The organism is Gillisia xinjiangensis (assembly GCF_046298265.1).
GTDB lineage: Bacteria > Bacteroidota > Bacteroidia > Flavobacteriales > Flavobacteriaceae > Gillisia > Gillisia xinjiangensis.
Genome location: NZ_JBKAHK010000008.1, coordinates 1 through 16,144, shown reverse-complemented (window position 1 = coordinate 16,144; position 16,144 = coordinate 1). Strand labels below are relative to the sequence as shown.

Here is a 16,144-nt window from a genome sequence, read left to right as displayed (position 1 = left end):
GCACAACTTGTTTTTATATTAATTTATGATCCTGTTAAATTAAAAAAATTTAAGGAGAATGGATATTAAACTCTTTATTTTTATGACCGCATCTTAAAATGTATCGTTAAAATAATATTAAATCTTAAAATTTTCTTAATATCGTTCTTAGATTTGTTTGGAAAAAAAATAAAAGAATATGAGAAGAAAGATAGGAGCTGCGTATAATAGCAATGAAAAAGTGACATTTACTGTGTGGGCTCCCCTAAAAAATAAGGTGGAGGTTATATTTAAAGATAAGCCGTCTGTTGTCCTCACAAAAGATCTTTCGGGTTATTGGGAAAAGGAAGTTTCGGGAATACCGGTAGGAAGTTATTACAAATTCAGGCTGGACGAAAAAGAGGATTTTCCAGATCCGGCATCGCGATTTCAGCCTCTTGGGGTTCATTCCTGGTCCGCGATAGTCAACCAAAATTCATATTCCTGGAATGATAGTTCCTGGAAAGGAATTCCCCTAGCTCAAATGGTTATTTATGAACTTCACATAGGTACTTTTACCAGTGAGGGAACTTTTAAGGCTGTTATCAGCAAATTAGACCATCTTCTTGATCTTGGAATTAACTGTATTGAAATACTGCCTATTTCACAATTTCCTGGGGATCGAAACTGGGGGTATGATGGTGTTTATCCATTTGCTGCACAGGAAAGTTATGGAGGGCCGGAAGGCTTGAAAAAAATGATAGATGCCTGCCATGAGAAAGGAGTGGCCGTAATTCTTGATGCAGTCTACAACCATATAGGGCCTGAAGGAAATTACCTGTCCCAGTTTGGACCTTACTTTACAGATAAATACCAAACTCCCTGGGGAGCTGCTCTAAATTTCGATGATAAATATTCAGATGAGGTTAGGAACTTCTTTCTTGAGAACACACTTATGTGGCTGGAGGAATTTCATTTTGACGGATTGCGACTCGATGCAATTCACGAAATAATAGATCGGGGTGCCAAACATTTATTGAAAGAATTAAGTTTGGAAGTGGACAAACTTCAGCAAAAAACAGGGAAGGAGTATGTTTTAATTGCAGAGAGTGATTTAAACGATATAAAAATTATAAATCCTTATGAAAAAGGCGGATTTGGATTGGAAGGACAATGGGTAGATGATTTTCATCATTCCCTACATACTGTCCTTACCTCAGAAAATGAAGGTTATTATATGGATTATGGTAAAATGGAGCAACTAGCCAAAGCATTTAAGCAGGCTTTTGTTTATGATGGCCAATATTCCCATTTTAGAAAAAGGACTGTTGGGAACAGTCCGGCTGGCATGGAATTTTCCAATTTTGTTGTTAGTATTCAAAATCATGATCAAATTGGGAACCGATTATTAGGAGAAAGACTCCCTAAATTGATTTCTTTTGAAGGTTTGAAGCTTGCTGCTGGTACACTTTTTACTTCCCCATTTATTCCAATGCTGTTTATGGGTGAAGAATTCGCAGAAGAAAACCCTTTCCAATATTTTATAAGTCATGGAGATCCGGATTTGGTAAAAGCTGTTCAGCAGGGAAGAAAAAGGGAATTCGAATATTTCAATTCACAAACAAAAGGAGATTTTTCCGATCCACAGGCAAGAGAAACTTTTAATGATTCTAAGCTGAATTGGGCTTTTAAAGAAGAACCAACTAAAAATGCCCTTTTTAAATATTATAAATATCTAATTCAGCTAAAAAAGAAAGGTGCTTTTAATGCTTTCAGAACGGATAAAATCACCACCGAAGTAGACGAAGAGAGGAAAACACTTCTTGTTTTGAGCAGTGCAGATAATAAACTGATGGCTTTATTTAATTTCAATAATGAAAATGAAGGGATGCTTTTACCGGAAGCCGCTAAAAGTTGGGAGCTCATTCTGGCTTCAGCAGATAAAAAATGGAATGGAACTTATGATTTCCCTTCTGATTTTGCAGGAGGAGAAAAAATTAGTCTGCCGGCAAATTCTTTGATCATTTTAAAAAGTCGGAGGTAAATTCCCTGGTTTTGATTTTAACCAACATAATGGAAATCTAATATAAATAGCTCCTAAGCTTATAAAAGGAGGAATCAAAATAGAAAAATATACTATGAAAGAGAAATATGTATGTGTACACGGACATTTTTATCAGCCACCAAGGGAAAATCCCTGGTTGAATAAGGTTGAGATCCAGGATTCTGCTTACCCATACCATGATTGGAACCACAGGATCAATGCAGAGTGTTATATAAGGAACACCTCTTCCCGTATTTGGAATGATGAAGGAAGAATTGAATCCATTATGAATAATTATGGCTGGATGAGTTTCAATATTGGTCCTACTTTGTTAGCCTGGATGGAAAATGAAGCTCCTGAAACCTATAAAGGTATTCTTCAGGCCGATAAGGATAGTCAGGACCGTTTTTCAGGTCATGGGTCGGCCCTTGCACAAGCCTACAATCATTTAATTATGCCACTGGCCAATGAGAAAGACCAGGAAACCCAGGTTATTTGGGGGATTGAGGATTTTAAGGCCAGGTTTAAAAGGCATCCTGAGGGAATGTGGCTTGGAGAAACGGCGGTAGATACTTCTACCCTGGAAATGTTGGCCAAGCACGATATTAAATTTACCATACTTTCACCTTATCAGGCAAAAAATATTCGCAAAATTGGGGATGAAGAATGGGAGGATGCATCCAATGCCAAGGTTAATACCAAACGTGCATATATATGCAATTTGCCTTCCGGAAAAAGTATAAGTTTATTTTTTTATGATGGACCAGCTTCGCAGGCTGTAGCTTTTGAAGGTTTGCTCAATGACGGTGTTCGTTTTGCAGATAAGCTTCAAGGCAGATTTTCAGATAAAGAAGAAGTACAATTAGTTCATATTGCTACAGATGGGGAAAGTTATGGTCATCATCACAACCTTGGGGAAATGGCGCTTTCCTATTGCCTTAATTATATAGAGGAACGTGAAGATGCCCATCTCACTATTTATGGAGAATTCCTCGAGAAATTTCCACCAGAATATGAGGCCCAAATCATAGAAAACACCTCCTGGAGTTGTTATCACGGAGTTGAAAGATGGAGAAGTGATTGTGGTTGTAATACAGGAGGAAATGATAACTGGAACCAGAAATGGAGAAAACCTCTGCGGGAAACTTTTGACTGGATTAGGGAGGAGCTCATCGAATTATACGAAAAGGAGCTAAAGCAGTACACTTCTGAACCCTGGGAAGTAAGAAACCGGTATATCCAGGTTATCCTGAATAGAAAGACAGATAATATTCAGGATTTTCTCTCTGAAAATTTTGGAGATGATTTATCTGAAGATGAAAAAGTGAAATTGCTTAAGCTCATGGAAATGCAATACCACGCGATGTTAATGTACACAAGCTGTGGATGGTTTTTTGATGAAGTTACAGGAATTGAATCCATGCAGGATATCTTCTATGCAAAACGGGCAATTCAGCTGGCAGAAGAGATTAGCGGAAAAAGTTACGAGGATGAATTTGTTGAAAGCCTGGAAAATATACCAAGCAATATTCCTGAATATGAGAATGCACTTACTGCCTATAACAAATTTGTAAAACCAATGGCTTTGGATATGATCCGTATTGGGGCTCATTATGCGGTTTCATCATTATTTGAGGAATTTCCCGAAGAAGTCTCCCTTTACAACTTTAGTGCGAGTGTAAAATCAAGATATTATTATGAGGCCGGAAAACAAAAACTCATCATTGGACGAACAGAATTCCGATCGGATATTACATGGGAAACGATTGATATCTCCTATGCCGTTTTACATATGGGCGATCACCATTTATTTGGAGGCGTTCGGGAATATTTGGGTCCGGATGCCCTGGAGGAAATGCATTCCAGCGTTGTAAAATTCTTTAAACAGGGAAATGTCTATGAAATTTTTAATTTGATGGATACCTATTTTGGAAACCACAATTATTCCTTCTGGCATTTATTCCGTGACGAGCAGAAAAGTATCATGGAACTCATCATGGAAAATACTTTGAAAAATGTAGATAATAGTATGCAGCAAATCTTTGAAAACAGTTATCCATTGCTGCAAACATTTAACGAAATCAATATGGCCGTGCCGGAACGGTTGAAACTGCCTGTGGAGATGGCTGTTAACAGCAAATTGATTACTGTTTTAAAGAGTAAAACGTTTAGTATTGAAAAATTTAAAAAACTTATAGATTCTGCAGGACAAATCAATGTTGGACTGGATTTAGTAACGCTTAATTTTTTAATGGATAAAAAATTGAATTCACGTATGCGTAAATTCAGAAGACATCCTCAGGATTTAAAGTTACTTGATAAAATCAATCAATTACTCGATTTTATTAAAGAGGGGCCGTTAAGTCCAAATGAATGGCAAGCTCAAAACATCGCTTTTGGAATAAAAAATGAACATTATGATCATTTTATTAAAGAAAGTGAAAACGGAGACGAAACAGCTACCAACTGGGTGGAATCTTTCAAAAATATGGCAGAGAAATTAAATTTAGTGATCTAATGCAAAGAGTAGATTCAACCTATCGTTTACAGCTTTCACCACAATTTACTTTCAAGGACATGGTGAAGATCCTGGAGTATCTTGAGGAACTTGGGGTTGCAACAATTTACTCGGCTCCATTATTTCAGGCCAGGGAGGGAAGCACTCATGGATATGATGTCCTGCATCCTTTTGGGATTAACACTGAAATTGGCGACCTGAAACAATTTAGAGCAATTAACGCCAGGTTAAAAGAAAAGCAAATTACCTGGCTTCAGGATATTGTGCCAAATCATATGGCATTTGATCCCGAAAATCCGTGGATCAGGGATATCTTCGAACTTGGGCCAAAATCCAGATATTATAATTATTTTGACATTGACTGGGAATATAAGGGGCTTAAAAAAGTCATGCTCCCGTTTTTTGGAAATACCCTGGAAGAGCTTCTTGAAAAAAGTGAATTAAAGTTGAAATTTGACAAGGATGGTTTTTCCCTGAATTATTATGAAAGCAAGTATCCGCTTAGTGCAAGGACTTATGCTCAGGTACTCTTAGGAATCAAAGAAGAGACTTTTTCGGTTAAATTTGCCGGTTTCTCTGGAAATACTTCAGACTGGAATGAATTAAAGAATTCATTTTATCAGAAAATTGAAAAAGACTCGCAGCTTAAAATGGAGCTTTCAGCAGCGATTGAAAAAATTAATCATTCAGTCGAAGAGATTCAAAAAATACTGGATCTACAGTTTTTTTTACCTACACATTGGAAACATACAGAACAGGAAATAAATTACAGAAGGTTTTTCACCATAAATGGGCTTATTTGCATTCGAATGGAAGATCCGGAGGTTTTTGAAGCCTATCACACCTTTATAAAGGAATTGTGTGAAGATGGTTTAATCAATGGATTAAGAATAGATCATATAGACGGGCTTTTTGATCCTGAAGGTTATTTGAATCAACTCAGGCAGATGTTGGGAAGTGATATTTTTATAATTGTTGAGAAAATACTTGAAGCCGACGAAAAACTTCCATCACACTGGCCAGTGGCGGGAACCAGCGGGTATGAGTTCCTTTCAAAACTGAATCATTTATTTACAGATGCGAATAATGAAAAAGCATTTACAGAAGCTTATACCGAAATATCCCCGGAAAATGCAGATTATGAAGGCCTTGTATATCGGAAAAAATTATTTATTCTGAAGGAAAGAATGGGAGGGGAGCTTCATAATTTATGTTCATTATTGAATCAAAATCTGCTTCCGGAATCTGTGAATATCCATAAGGATGACACCTGGAAAGAAGCCTTAAGTGTCTATCTGGCTGCTGTTCCCGTTTACCGGATCTATCCGCAGGAATTTCCATTAAAACCAAATGAGATTGGGATTTTACATCAGGCTTATAAAACAGCCTTGAAAGAATTCCCGGAGTTCAAAGAAGAGCTCAAGCATCTCAATCTCCTGTTTATGGGAGAAGCCGGAAAAGACACTTCAGAGACTTTATATTTTCTTCAACGTTGCCAGCAGTTCAGCGGACCGTTGGCGGCAAAAGGGGTAGAGGATACCTCTTTTTATATCTATAACCGGCTGGTGGTTCACAATGAAGTTGGGGATTCGCCAGAGAATTTTGGCATAACAGGAGCAGAATTTCATCAAAATATGATGGATCGAAAAAAAGAATTTCCTTTATCCTTAAATGCTACTGCCACTCATGACACTAAACGAGGTGAAGATTCCCGGATGAGGTTAGATGTGTTGAGTGAACTTTCGCAGGAATGGTTTTTAAATTTTAACAGGTGGAAAGAGATTAATTCTGAAATAAGGGAAAACAAAGAAATTCCTGATGTTAATGAGGAATATTTCATTTATCAAACACTTTTTGCCGGAATGCCTTTTCAGGAGGAAAGCGATTTTTTCTCACGTATCTGTGAATTTTTGCAGAAGGTACTTCGGGAAGCAAAAGTCCATTCCAACTGGGCTGAGCCGGATGAAGAATATGAGAATTCTGTGTTTAAGTTTGTAAAAGATATTCTGGAACATAAAAAATTCAGGGAATCCCTGGATCCTTTTATTGAAAGAATCGCAGGGTTGGGTGTGATTAAATCCCTTGGGCAAACCCTTATAAAAATTACTGCCCCCGGAATTCCAGATATTTATCAGGGAACGGAATTATGGGATTTAAGTTTTGTAGATCCAGACAACCGCAGACCGGTAGATTATAACTTAAGAATGAAATTCCTGGAAGATTTTAAAGGCTTTGGCAAGAACACACTTTCCCAGGATCTGGAATTGCTGAAATCAAATTATACTTCAGGACAAATAAAAATGTATGTATTGAATAAATCCCTCTTGCAGCGTAAGAAAGATAAGGACTTGTTTCAAAGAGGAGAATACATCCCGCTTTTAGTTTCAGGAGAACATTCTGAAAAATTCATTTCCTATGCAAGGGTTTTAAATGGAGAATGGAGAATTATTATAGTGCCGCTTATAATTGCTGAATTGTTTAACCCTAAAAACCTTAGCCCGAATAAAGAACAATTTAAAGATGTTTTTATAGATTTGCCCGAAAATGCTCCTTCGGAATGGGATTCAATTTTTACAGATGAAACCATGATCACGGAGGGTAAATTGGCCTTAAAAGATCTTTTTGATGATTTTCCGGTTGTATTTATGAAAAACAAAAACTAAATATGGAGTTAAAAAGGAGCAGTGGTATTTTAATTCATATTACCTCTTTGCCATCCCCTTTTGGTATTGGAGATATGGGGCCTGAAGCATATGAATTTATAGATTTTCTGGAGGCATCGGGCCATAAATACTGGCAAATTCTTCCATTAAACCCTACAGATGCGGCTTTCACCCATTCTCCATACAGCAGTGATTCTGCATTTGCCGGGAATACGCTCCTTATTAGTCCCGAACTTCTGGAACGGGAGGGAGCGGTCGATTTACAAAATTTTGAACTTCCTGTAGATACCATTCCTTCAAAAGTAGATTTTGAAACTGTATCTACATTTAAGAAAGCCTTACTTGATGAAGCTTTTGTTAATTTCAAAAAGAAAAAAATACCTGCGGCTTTTAAGGATTTTTGTAAAACTCATGCATCATGGCTTGATGATTACAGCCTTTACAAAGCTTTGCGTAAACATTTTGGGGTTTCCTGGAATTTATGGCCGGAGACCTTGCGGGACCGGAAAGCTGCAGCATTAAATAAAGCAAGGAAAGAACACCTTGAAGAAATTGAAAAAACAAAGTATTTTCAGTTCCTGTTCTTTTCTCAGTGGAATTTACTTTCTGATTATGCGCATCTAAACAAGGTTAATTTTATTGGAGATATTCCCTTTTATATTAACCACGAAAGTGCAGATTGCTGGGCGAATGCCAGTTATTTTAAGCTGGATAAAAATAAAGAACCTGCTAAAATCTCAGGGGTTCCACCAGATTATTTTAGTGAAACAGGGCAGTTATGGGGAACTCCGGTTTACAACTGGAAAAAACTGCAACTTAATAAATATGATTGGTGGATTGAGAGGATACGGCAGAACTTGCTTTTGTTCGACCTGGTTAGGCTGGATCATTTTAGAGCCTTTTCGGCTTATTGGGAAGTTAATGCCGGTGATAAGACTGCAGAAAACGGGAAATGGACAAAAGCTCCAGGGAATGATTTGTTTAATATAGTTCAAAAGAAATTCCCTGAAATGCCTTTAATAGCTGAAGATCTTGGTTCTCTGGATGAGCCTGTTTATAAACTTATTAAAGATTTTAATTTCCCGGGTATGAAAGTGCTGCAATTTGCATTTGGTGAAGAGCGGGTGGAAAATACTTATTTGCCATTTAATCACTTACCTAATAATCTTGTGTATACCGGAACTCACGATAATAACACTTCCAGAGGCTGGTTTGAAAAGGCAGATAAGATAGTAAAACGCCATTTTAGGGATTATGTTGGTGCCAGGGTTACTTCAAAGAACATTCATTTGCACATGCACAAAATGGCACTTAACTCTGTTGCCAGGGTTGCAATTATCCCAATGCAGGATATCATTGGTTTGGGAGGGGAAGCACTCATGAATATTCCCGGAAGTACAAAGGGAAACTGGACCTGGCGGGTGGATTATGAAGATATTCCCCTACTATATTCTGATGAACTCAAAGCAATGAATGAATTATACGGAAGATCTGAAATTCCGGAAAATGAAAAATCCCTTAAAAGTTAACGTATTAGTTTTAAGGGGTTATTCTATTCTTAGGTTTCTTTTACAGAAATTTTTGAAAAGTAGATTATAAATTAATCCCTCATTGAGGGTTTAATTTCCCGAGGCTTGCATCGATTTTTAAAAGTATTTTCCAATTCATGTCTCAGGCTTTCCCCGAGATTTATGCTTTTTATTCCTGTAGCTGGCGTTGAATTTTTTCAATTGCATTTTGGATTGATTTTTCCGGTTCAATAATATTATTATTTCCCCAGAAATTCACGTCGGTAAACCCTGAAACATCATCAGACATTACGACAGAAGGTTTTATAAAGGAGTCATCCTTTTTTATTTTAAAGTCGGGAAGGGTTTCCCAATCGGTTACCGCCATTTCACCGTTTACGGTATATCGCGAATTGAATAGCTTATTTTTCCAGTTCACCACAAATACCAGGTTGGCTGTTCCATATCCATATTGCCATTTCCCATCGTTTTGGCGATAATCTACCTGATAGGATACATCTATTGGATAAACGGTAGATCCCCGCGGTTTTTTTCTAACAAACATTTGACTTGCCATTTTCCGGTTATCCACATTTAAATTATACGTAGCTTTTACCAGACTTAGGGTTTCGGTATCAATAAATAATTTACCATAATACCAGGGAATTGATTTAGTATGACTTTCAAAGTTTACCACGTACAAATTTTGATTATCCAACCTTACAGGCGCATCAAAATCAAATTTAAAATTTTGGAGCATATCGGGTTCCATAAGATATTGAGGATACTTTATTATGTCCACATATAAGGTATTATAAGGCCCGCCCCTTAATTTAAGGGCAAGTGTATCAAGCTTTTCATAATCGGCGGTTTTACGCGCCTTAAACAAAGAGATTTCATCATTTGAAAAAGAATCGTACGGAGCCTTATATATTTTTACCACAGCTTCTGAAAGAGATACATTTCTTCTTCCTTTTTTAATGGTTTCCCGATAGAAAGCAGTCATAAGAATTGGCTCGTCTACATAATTAGATTCCTTTTTCTCAAACATTTTTTTTACAAGGGATTGTGCATCACCTCCGTCATATATACTGATCTCAGATAACCGTTCTGCAATTTCATCAAGTTCCACCCGTGTATTTTCAGCTTTAAAAAAAGACAGGGGAAGGGTTTTACTCTGGTATCCAAGATGGGAGGTGGTAATCGTTGCTTCACTCAATGTTACAGGGATTTTAATGGAAAATTCTCCATCGGCATTGGTGATGGTTGAAATATTGGTTCCAACTACGGTAAGGTATGCAGATGCTATTTCATCTCCGGATCTACTATCAACAACAACACCTTTATATTCGGTTGTTTGTTGGATAATTTCAACAGGTTCAACAGCGAAAATGCTTCCTGAAAGGAGAAAAGTCAGCAAAAACATAATAGGATAAGTGAAAAATAGGGATTTTTTAATTTTCATTTTTATTGATTTATTATTTAATAATCAAAGTAATTTAAACCAAAGAGATATTTAATTATCAGTTATTTATTAATTTTAACAATTGGTCTTAAATTAATTCAGATATTTTGGTTAATCCGAAATTATACCTTCTAAGATACTGAAAATCTATTATTTATTAACAGAATTAAAGTAAAAGATTATCTAATTCTGCGAGTTGGAGACACCGTTTTTCAGCAGATTCAAATGACATTCAAAGGGCTTTCAGAAAAAAATCAACTTAAAATCTATATTAAGATTGCGAGATTTTATGCATATGCTCCTTGGGAAATCATTCATGGTATTCTGGAATTTTATTTCAGGAATCTTTTTTATTTTTTACTTTAAGAAAGTAAGTTGAATTAACAACAGAGAACGCTTGTTAAGTGAACTTACAACATTTTAAATTTGAAATAAATATCGGCATAAAATATGATTAGCCGTATTCCGTTATCAACTAGAGGATTAAAATATTAAAGGATGAAGAAATCAATTTACGGAATTTTAATAGTACTTGTTTTATCCCACTTTTCGGGGTATTCACAACTAACCGATGATAATAAGAGCGTAACTGCCCTTGTACTCACAGAGCTAAACCGGGAGCGTTCCCTTCAAAAGGAAAATCTGGATTTTCGTATCAGACAAATCGATGCCAAACTCACCAATCTTGATGAAAGTATTAAAAATACGAGTTCTTCTGCAGAGAAAATTGATAAATTGTTAGAACGGGTACAGATTCTGGAAGAAAAACAGTCCGAACTGGATAAAAATGCTATTTCTGTATACAAGTATAATTATAGCTCTGCAGTGCTCAATCTGGCTTCCATGGAGCGGGAAATAAAACCATTGAATCTTTTTAACAGTTCACGGGAATTCTACACCACGCTGGACAAAGTGAGTAATCCTATGACGTATCCCGGGTACGAAGCCTGGTTTAAGGAATTTGAAAAATATATAGAAGACAATAAAAAAGATCAAGCCCGCCTGGCAGCGCTTAGTCATATATTACAGGTTACCGGAAATCTTGCTGAAGGCACTCCATTTACAGGAATGTTTGCTGGAAGCCTTTTTGATGGAATAGGAACTTTTATAAATTCTCTGGGAAAACGCGACAAAGATCTTAGGGAAAAAAGTTTGAGCATGTTTAAGCTCACTACTTCCGTCTCTCAATTCACACATGATAAAGACCTGATAGAAACCGAATGGAAAGCGATCACCAAAAGTCTTGATGAACTTAAAGAACTTCAGAATAGGGCGATGGAGGAAAACTTTGTGGCGATATTGGGAATTAACCGATCTGATTTCAAGAAAAATTTCACCGATGAGACCGATGCCAAAAAACGGACGCAATATATAATTGATATTTCCAAAATAGCAGAAGATAAAATTTCGGAAGTGAAGAATAAAAACCCTGAGAACTGGAAGCAGGAATATTATAACCAGATGGTTACTGTTCAAAATTTAAAAATAAGATTTGGTACGCTTACTTTCAGAATTCTTGAAAATCTTGATAAATATAAAGTGCTCATCAATAAATACAAACAGGATGAATTTCTGAAGGATAGGGTAGCTCAACTAGACCTAAAACTGGATTTGGTGCGAAACAGTTTTGAAACCACTTTTAATCCGCAGGATTATATCCGGGCATCCAATGAGATGTATATTGTAGAATAGTAGCCCTAGCCATTGAATCCAGAACTTTAAATTTTAAACAATCTATCTTCTAAAAAAAATCTTACTTTTGTTTATATAAGCACAGCAAAAAAAGTTATGAGCCAAAAAGTGTTGTTAAACGCAAAGGAAATCAACATTATTCTACATCGGTTGGCTTGCCAGTTAATCGAAGATCATCCGGGTTTTGAAAACACAGTCATCATTGGAATTCAGCCGAGGGGAGTCTTTTTGGCTGACAGGATCATAAAACTTCTGCAGGAGGAATTCAATATAAAGAACATTCCGTATGGACATCTGGACATTACTTTTTACCGGGATGATTTCAGGAGAAGCGATAAACCCCTTGAGGCAAATAGAACAAAAATAGATTTTATAGTTGAAGATAAGCAGGTGATCTTTATAGATGATGTGCTTTATACCGGCCGAAGCATTCGTGCCGCTCTTACCGCGATCCAATCTTTTGGAAGGCCAAAGGAAATAGAATTACTTACCCTGATAGACCGAAGATTCAGCCGACATTTACCAATTCAGCCAGATTATAACGGAAGGCAGGTAGATGCCATTAACGATGAAAAGGTGAAAGTGCACTGGAAGGAACTTCATGGCGAAGATGCGGTGTATTTATTACCAAAGGAAAACAATTCCCAGGTGCAGGGAAAACAAAAAAAAGAGTAACCTATGAGCGAATTAAGTGTTAGCCACTTATTAGGTATTAAATATCTTACTCCGGAGGATATTGATTTAATATTTAAAACCGCCGACCATTTTAAAGAGGTGATCAACCGTCCAATTAAAAAAGTTCCCTCTTTACGGGATATTACCATCGCCAATTTGTTTTTTGAAAACAGCACCAGGACACGGCTTTCCTTTGAACTGGCAGAAAAAAGACTTAGTGCCGATGTTATTAATTTTTCTGCAGGATCTTCTTCTGTTAGCAAAGGAGAAACGCTTATAGACACCGTAAATAATATTTTGGCAATGAAAGTGGATATGGTGGTGATGCGTCATCCAAATCCCGGAGCGGGCATATTCCTTTCAAAAAACGTAAGTGCAAGTATTATAAATGCAGGAGATGGAACTCATGAGCATCCCACACAGGCCTTGCTGGATAGCTATTCTATAAGGGAGAAATTAGGAGAAGTTAAAGGTAAAAAAGTGGTTATTGTGGGAGATATTCTGCATAGCCGCGTGGCGCTTTCAAATATTTTTGCACTAAAACTTCAGGGAGCTGAAGTGAAGGTTTGCGGGCCAAAAACCCTGATTCCGAAGTATATCCAGTCTTTGGGGGTTGGTGTGGAAACAAGCCTTATAAAAGCTCTGGAATGGTGTGATGTGGCAAATATGCTCCGGGTACAAAATGAACGGATGGAGATAAGTTATTTTCCAAGTACCAGGGAATACACACAACAATTTGGCTTAAATAAGGAAATTTTAAACTCTTTAAATAAAGAGATTGTTGTAATGCACCCCGGGCCAATTAATAGGGGAGTAGAGATAACCAGCGATGTAGCCGATTCAAAACAGGCCATCATTCTGGATCAGGTACAAAATGGCGTTGCAATTAGAATGGCTGTAATTTACCTTTTAGCTTCTAAAATTAAGCCGTAGCGAATATATTAAAATATAGCATCATGCAAATTACTGAAAAAGAGAATTATAAGATACTTAAGGATGAAAAGGGTGATTTAACCGCATTTGCGGATGAATTGACCAAAAGACATTCCGATTTTAAAGAATATAATTTAGTGGTCAATTTGCTGGAGCATAAAAATCTAAGTTCTGAACAATTGTTGATGTTTTTGGAAATCGCAATGATACACTTTAATGAGAAAAAATCCTTTGTTATTGTAAAAGACAATATTGAAATAGATAAAGTGCCTGAAGATTTAATAGTGGCCCCAACCTTAAGGGAGGCAGAGGATGTTATAAATATGGATGAACTGCAACGGGAACTGGGACTATAATCCTTTTATAGTTTTAATTCTATGATACCCTTCCGCTCTGAAACCATATTTTTTCAGAATTATCTAACTCTAGCAATCCTGGATTCTACTTTCGGTTTTTATAGCATCCAAAAATAGATCAGGAGAGAATTGAATTCATGGGTTTTTTTAGAGAAAAAATTAATTAGTTAATTAATGAAACTTACAATATTAGGCTGTTACGCTGCTACCCCAAGAACTTTTACCAACCCTACTTCCCAGGTTCTGGAAATAAACAATCATCTTTTTTTAATCGATTGCGGAGAAGGCACCCAGGTGGAATTGAGAAGAAATAAGGTGAAATTCTCGAATATCAGGCATATATTCATTTCTCATTTGCATGGAGACCATTCCTATGGATTGGTAGGGTTGATTTCTACCTTCCGACTTTTAAAAAGAGAAGCAGAACTTCACGTTTACGGCCCAAAAGGAATAAGGGAAATTATAACCCTTCAGCTAAAGCTTTCAAATTCCTGGACCAATTACCCTTTGTACTTTCATGAACTGGAAGGAAAAGAACCGAAATTGCTTTATGAAGATGATAAAGTAACGGTGGAAACAGTTCCGCTAAAGCATCGTATCTACACCAATGGATTTTTATTTAAGGAAAAGATCGGTCCCAGAAAATTACTCATCAATAAGGCAGTGGAGTACAATATAGATGTTTCTCTCTATAAAAGCCTGAAATTGGGGAAAGACGTGGAATCCAATGACGGAAAAACCATTCCCAATAAATTGGTTACGGCAGATCCGGAACCACCCAAAAGTTATGCTTATTGCAGTGATACGGTCTATTATCCTGAAATCGTTCCTCAAATAAAGGAAGCAACCGTGCTTTATCATGAATCTACTTTTTTAGAGGTGAATCAGGAATTGGCAGAGCCTACAAGACATTCCACGGCAAAACAAGCTGCAATGATTGCCAAACAGGCCAGGGTTAAAACCTTAATATTGGGACATTATTCTACGCGTTATGGGAATATAAATCTTTTTAAAGAGGAAGCCTTAACAGTTTTTGATTCGGTGCAACTTGCCGAAGATGGAAAAACCTTTAACTTTTAATCCCTCATTGAGGGTTTAACCCGCCGCCTTCCCGAATCATTCAGGCGGGCTTGACTCGAATTTTTTAAAATATTTTCCTCCCGATAATATCGGGTTATACCTCGTGGAATAGCCTAAAGGTTCTTGCTTTCCTGGATGATCTCATTCTAATTTATTATTTCCACCATTTTCTGCCCTGTGAACCTTACCGGGAGTGTTGATCCTTTAATAATTTACAATTTCCCTACTTTCCGCCCTACTGTGTTTTTCCTTTAATAACTCCACTTTTAGTTCTTGCAATTCGATTTCCGTACTTAATTATGTAAGAATAATATTACAAATTTAGTTAAAATTAACGTAAAATAGATCAAAAATTCTTTTTGGTGTGTTTTTAAACGATTTTTTATGTATTTTGGCTATTCCAAACCTATTAACCTACTTGCTTATGTTTAACAATACAAAACTGTCGTGTCTGATTTTTTTATGCGTTTTTTCATTGAGTTCATGCACAAAAGACAGTATTTCTCCGAATAAAAACGCCGAATTAAAAACCGCAAATCTTGTTGACGCGTTCGCTTACAGCCAGATTGAAGTAGATATTTTAAATGCGGTTAATGATTACAGAAAAAGCAAAGGGCTAAGTACTCTTAAAAAAGTTGATGAAATTACCCTTCAGGCCGAAAGTCATACGGTTTATATGGTAGAAAAAAATGTTGTTAACCATGACAATTTCAATGTGAGATTTGCAAACCTGGTTGATGAGATAGGAGCTAAGTCGGTGAGTGAAAATGTTGGATATGGTTACAGTACAGCAAATGCGGTTGTACGGGCCTGGATAGAAAGCGAAGGCCATTTGGCGAATATAGAAGGAGACTTCACTCATTTTGGCGTATCTGTTGAACAGGATGAGAATGAAAAGAATTATTTCACCAATATATTTGTAAGAAGATAATAGGGAAGGAAGGAACCATACTACTAAGGTTCAAAAATCCTGAATATATGAGCTTCTAAGTTTGGTGAAAAATTGAAAATCAGAAACCTCGGGGCAAGCCCACGAGGTATGAATTGGAAATTACTTTTAAAAAATCGAGGCAAGCCTCGGGGAATTAAACCCTCAATGAGGTATTAAAAAAGCTACCCTTGCATTTACAGGAGTAGCTTTTTTAATACCATTAATTGTTTTTGCCTTTTAACTCTTCAGCAAAAAATTTTAATTCATCTTTATAACACTAAAAATAGATCTTCTGTTAAGTTGGTGTTCCTCTTTGGAACA

11 protein-coding genes are annotated in these 16,144 nt (G+C 36.6%); 10 read left to right on the top strand and 1 reads right to left on the bottom strand.

Features of this window, described 5'->3' with window-relative positions; all coding sequences use genetic code 11:
- Positions 1–178: 178 nt before the first annotated feature.
- The 4 genes from treZ to malQ all read left to right on the top strand — a co-directional run bounded on the left by treZ (position 179) and on the right by malQ (position 8,712).
- Positions 179–2,002 (top strand): malto-oligosyltrehalose trehalohydrolase, encoded by a 1,824-nt coding sequence (gene treZ / locus ACKGJN_RS13455; RefSeq protein ID WP_409540068.1) that lies wholly within the window; start codon positions 179–181, stop codon positions 2,000–2,002.
- A 94-nt stretch (positions 2,003–2,096) separates the two neighbouring features.
- Positions 2,097–4,520, top strand: coding sequence for a DUF3536 domain-containing protein (locus ACKGJN_RS13450; RefSeq protein ID WP_409540067.1), 2,424 nt, complete (start codon positions 2,097–2,099; stop codon positions 4,518–4,520).
- Positions 4,520–7,183: a malto-oligosyltrehalose synthase gene (treY, locus tag ACKGJN_RS13445; protein WP_409540066.1), complete on the top strand. Its 2,664-nt coding sequence runs from the start codon at positions 4,520–4,522 to the stop codon at positions 7,181–7,183. The genes ACKGJN_RS13450 and treY overlap by 1 nt, the downstream gene beginning before the upstream one ends.
- 2 nt (positions 7,184–7,185) lie before the next feature.
- On the top strand, positions 7,186–8,712 hold the full coding sequence (gene malQ / locus ACKGJN_RS13440; RefSeq protein WP_409540065.1) for a 4-alpha-glucanotransferase: 1,527 nt from the start codon (positions 7,186–7,188) through the stop codon (positions 8,710–8,712).
- 169 nt (positions 8,713–8,881) lie between these two features.
- Here the strand turns inward: malQ and ACKGJN_RS13435 are convergent, their stop codons facing one another.
- Positions 8,882–10,156 carry a carboxypeptidase-like regulatory domain-containing protein gene (locus ACKGJN_RS13435; protein WP_409540064.1) on the bottom strand — a complete coding sequence of 425 codons (1,275 nt, stop codon included), beginning with the start codon at positions 10,154–10,156 and terminating at the stop codon, positions 8,882–8,884.
- Positions 10,157–10,654: 498 nt separating this feature from the next.
- Between ACKGJN_RS13435 and ACKGJN_RS13430 the strand changes: the two genes are divergently transcribed.
- The 6 genes from ACKGJN_RS13430 to ACKGJN_RS13405 all read left to right on the top strand — a co-directional run bounded on the left by ACKGJN_RS13430 (position 10,655) and on the right by ACKGJN_RS13405 (position 15,823).
- Positions 10,655–11,848 (top strand): hypothetical protein, encoded by a 1,194-nt coding sequence (locus ACKGJN_RS13430; protein WP_409540063.1) that lies wholly within the window; start codon positions 10,655–10,657, stop codon positions 11,846–11,848.
- Positions 11,849–11,944: 96 nt separating this feature from the next.
- Complete coding sequence (gene pyrR / locus ACKGJN_RS13425; protein ID WP_409540062.1) at positions 11,945–12,523, top strand: bifunctional pyr operon transcriptional regulator/uracil phosphoribosyltransferase PyrR; 579 nt, start codon at positions 11,945–11,947, stop codon at positions 12,521–12,523.
- A gap of 3 nt (positions 12,524–12,526) precedes the next feature.
- Complete coding sequence (locus ACKGJN_RS13420) at positions 12,527–13,456, top strand: aspartate carbamoyltransferase catalytic subunit (RefSeq protein ID WP_409540061.1); 930 nt, start codon at positions 12,527–12,529, stop codon at positions 13,454–13,456.
- Between the two features lie 23 nt (positions 13,457–13,479).
- Positions 13,480–13,812 carry a ribonuclease Z gene (locus ACKGJN_RS13415; RefSeq protein ID WP_409540060.1) on the top strand — a complete coding sequence of 111 codons (333 nt, stop codon included), beginning with the start codon at positions 13,480–13,482 and terminating at the stop codon, positions 13,810–13,812.
- A gap of 174 nt (positions 13,813–13,986) precedes the next feature.
- Positions 13,987–14,892 carry a ribonuclease Z gene (locus tag ACKGJN_RS13410; protein WP_409540059.1) on the top strand — a complete coding sequence of 302 codons (906 nt, stop codon included), beginning with the start codon at positions 13,987–13,989 and terminating at the stop codon, positions 14,890–14,892.
- Positions 14,893–15,367: 475 nt separating this feature from the next.
- Entirely contained in the window at positions 15,368–15,823 is a 456-nt protein-coding gene (locus ACKGJN_RS13405; RefSeq protein WP_409540058.1) for a CAP domain-containing protein, read from the top strand.
- Positions 15,824–16,144 lie beyond the last annotated feature (321 nt).

Bases quoted from the DNA above. Each gene is read 5' to 3' on its own strand.
- ACKGJN_RS13435 (WP_409540064.1), bottom strand. From the start codon at position 10,156: ATGAAAATTAAAAAATCCCTATTTTTCACTTATCCTATTATGTTTTTG.
- ACKGJN_RS13430 (WP_409540063.1), top strand. From the start codon at position 10,655: ATGAAGAAATCAATTTACGGAATTTTAATAGTACTTGTTTTATCCCAC.
- treZ (WP_409540068.1), top strand. From the start codon at position 179: ATGAGAAGAAAGATAGGAGCTGCGTATAATAGCAATGAAAAAGTGACA.
- ACKGJN_RS13450 (WP_409540067.1), top strand. From the start codon at position 2,097: ATGAAAGAGAAATATGTATGTGTACACGGACATTTTTATCAGCCACCA.
- treY (WP_409540066.1), top strand. From the start codon at position 4,520: ATGCAAAGAGTAGATTCAACCTATCGTTTACAGCTTTCACCACAATTT.
- ACKGJN_RS13415 (WP_409540060.1), top strand. From the start codon at position 13,480: ATGCAAATTACTGAAAAAGAGAATTATAAGATACTTAAGGATGAAAAG.
- ACKGJN_RS13420 (WP_409540061.1), top strand. From the start codon at position 12,527: ATGAGCGAATTAAGTGTTAGCCACTTATTAGGTATTAAATATCTTACT.
- ACKGJN_RS13410 (WP_409540059.1), top strand. From the start codon at position 13,987: ATGAAACTTACAATATTAGGCTGTTACGCTGCTACCCCAAGAACTTTT.
- pyrR (WP_409540062.1), top strand. From the start codon at position 11,945: ATGAGCCAAAAAGTGTTGTTAAACGCAAAGGAAATCAACATTATTCTA.
- malQ (WP_409540065.1), top strand. From the start codon at position 7,186: ATGGAGTTAAAAAGGAGCAGTGGTATTTTAATTCATATTACCTCTTTG.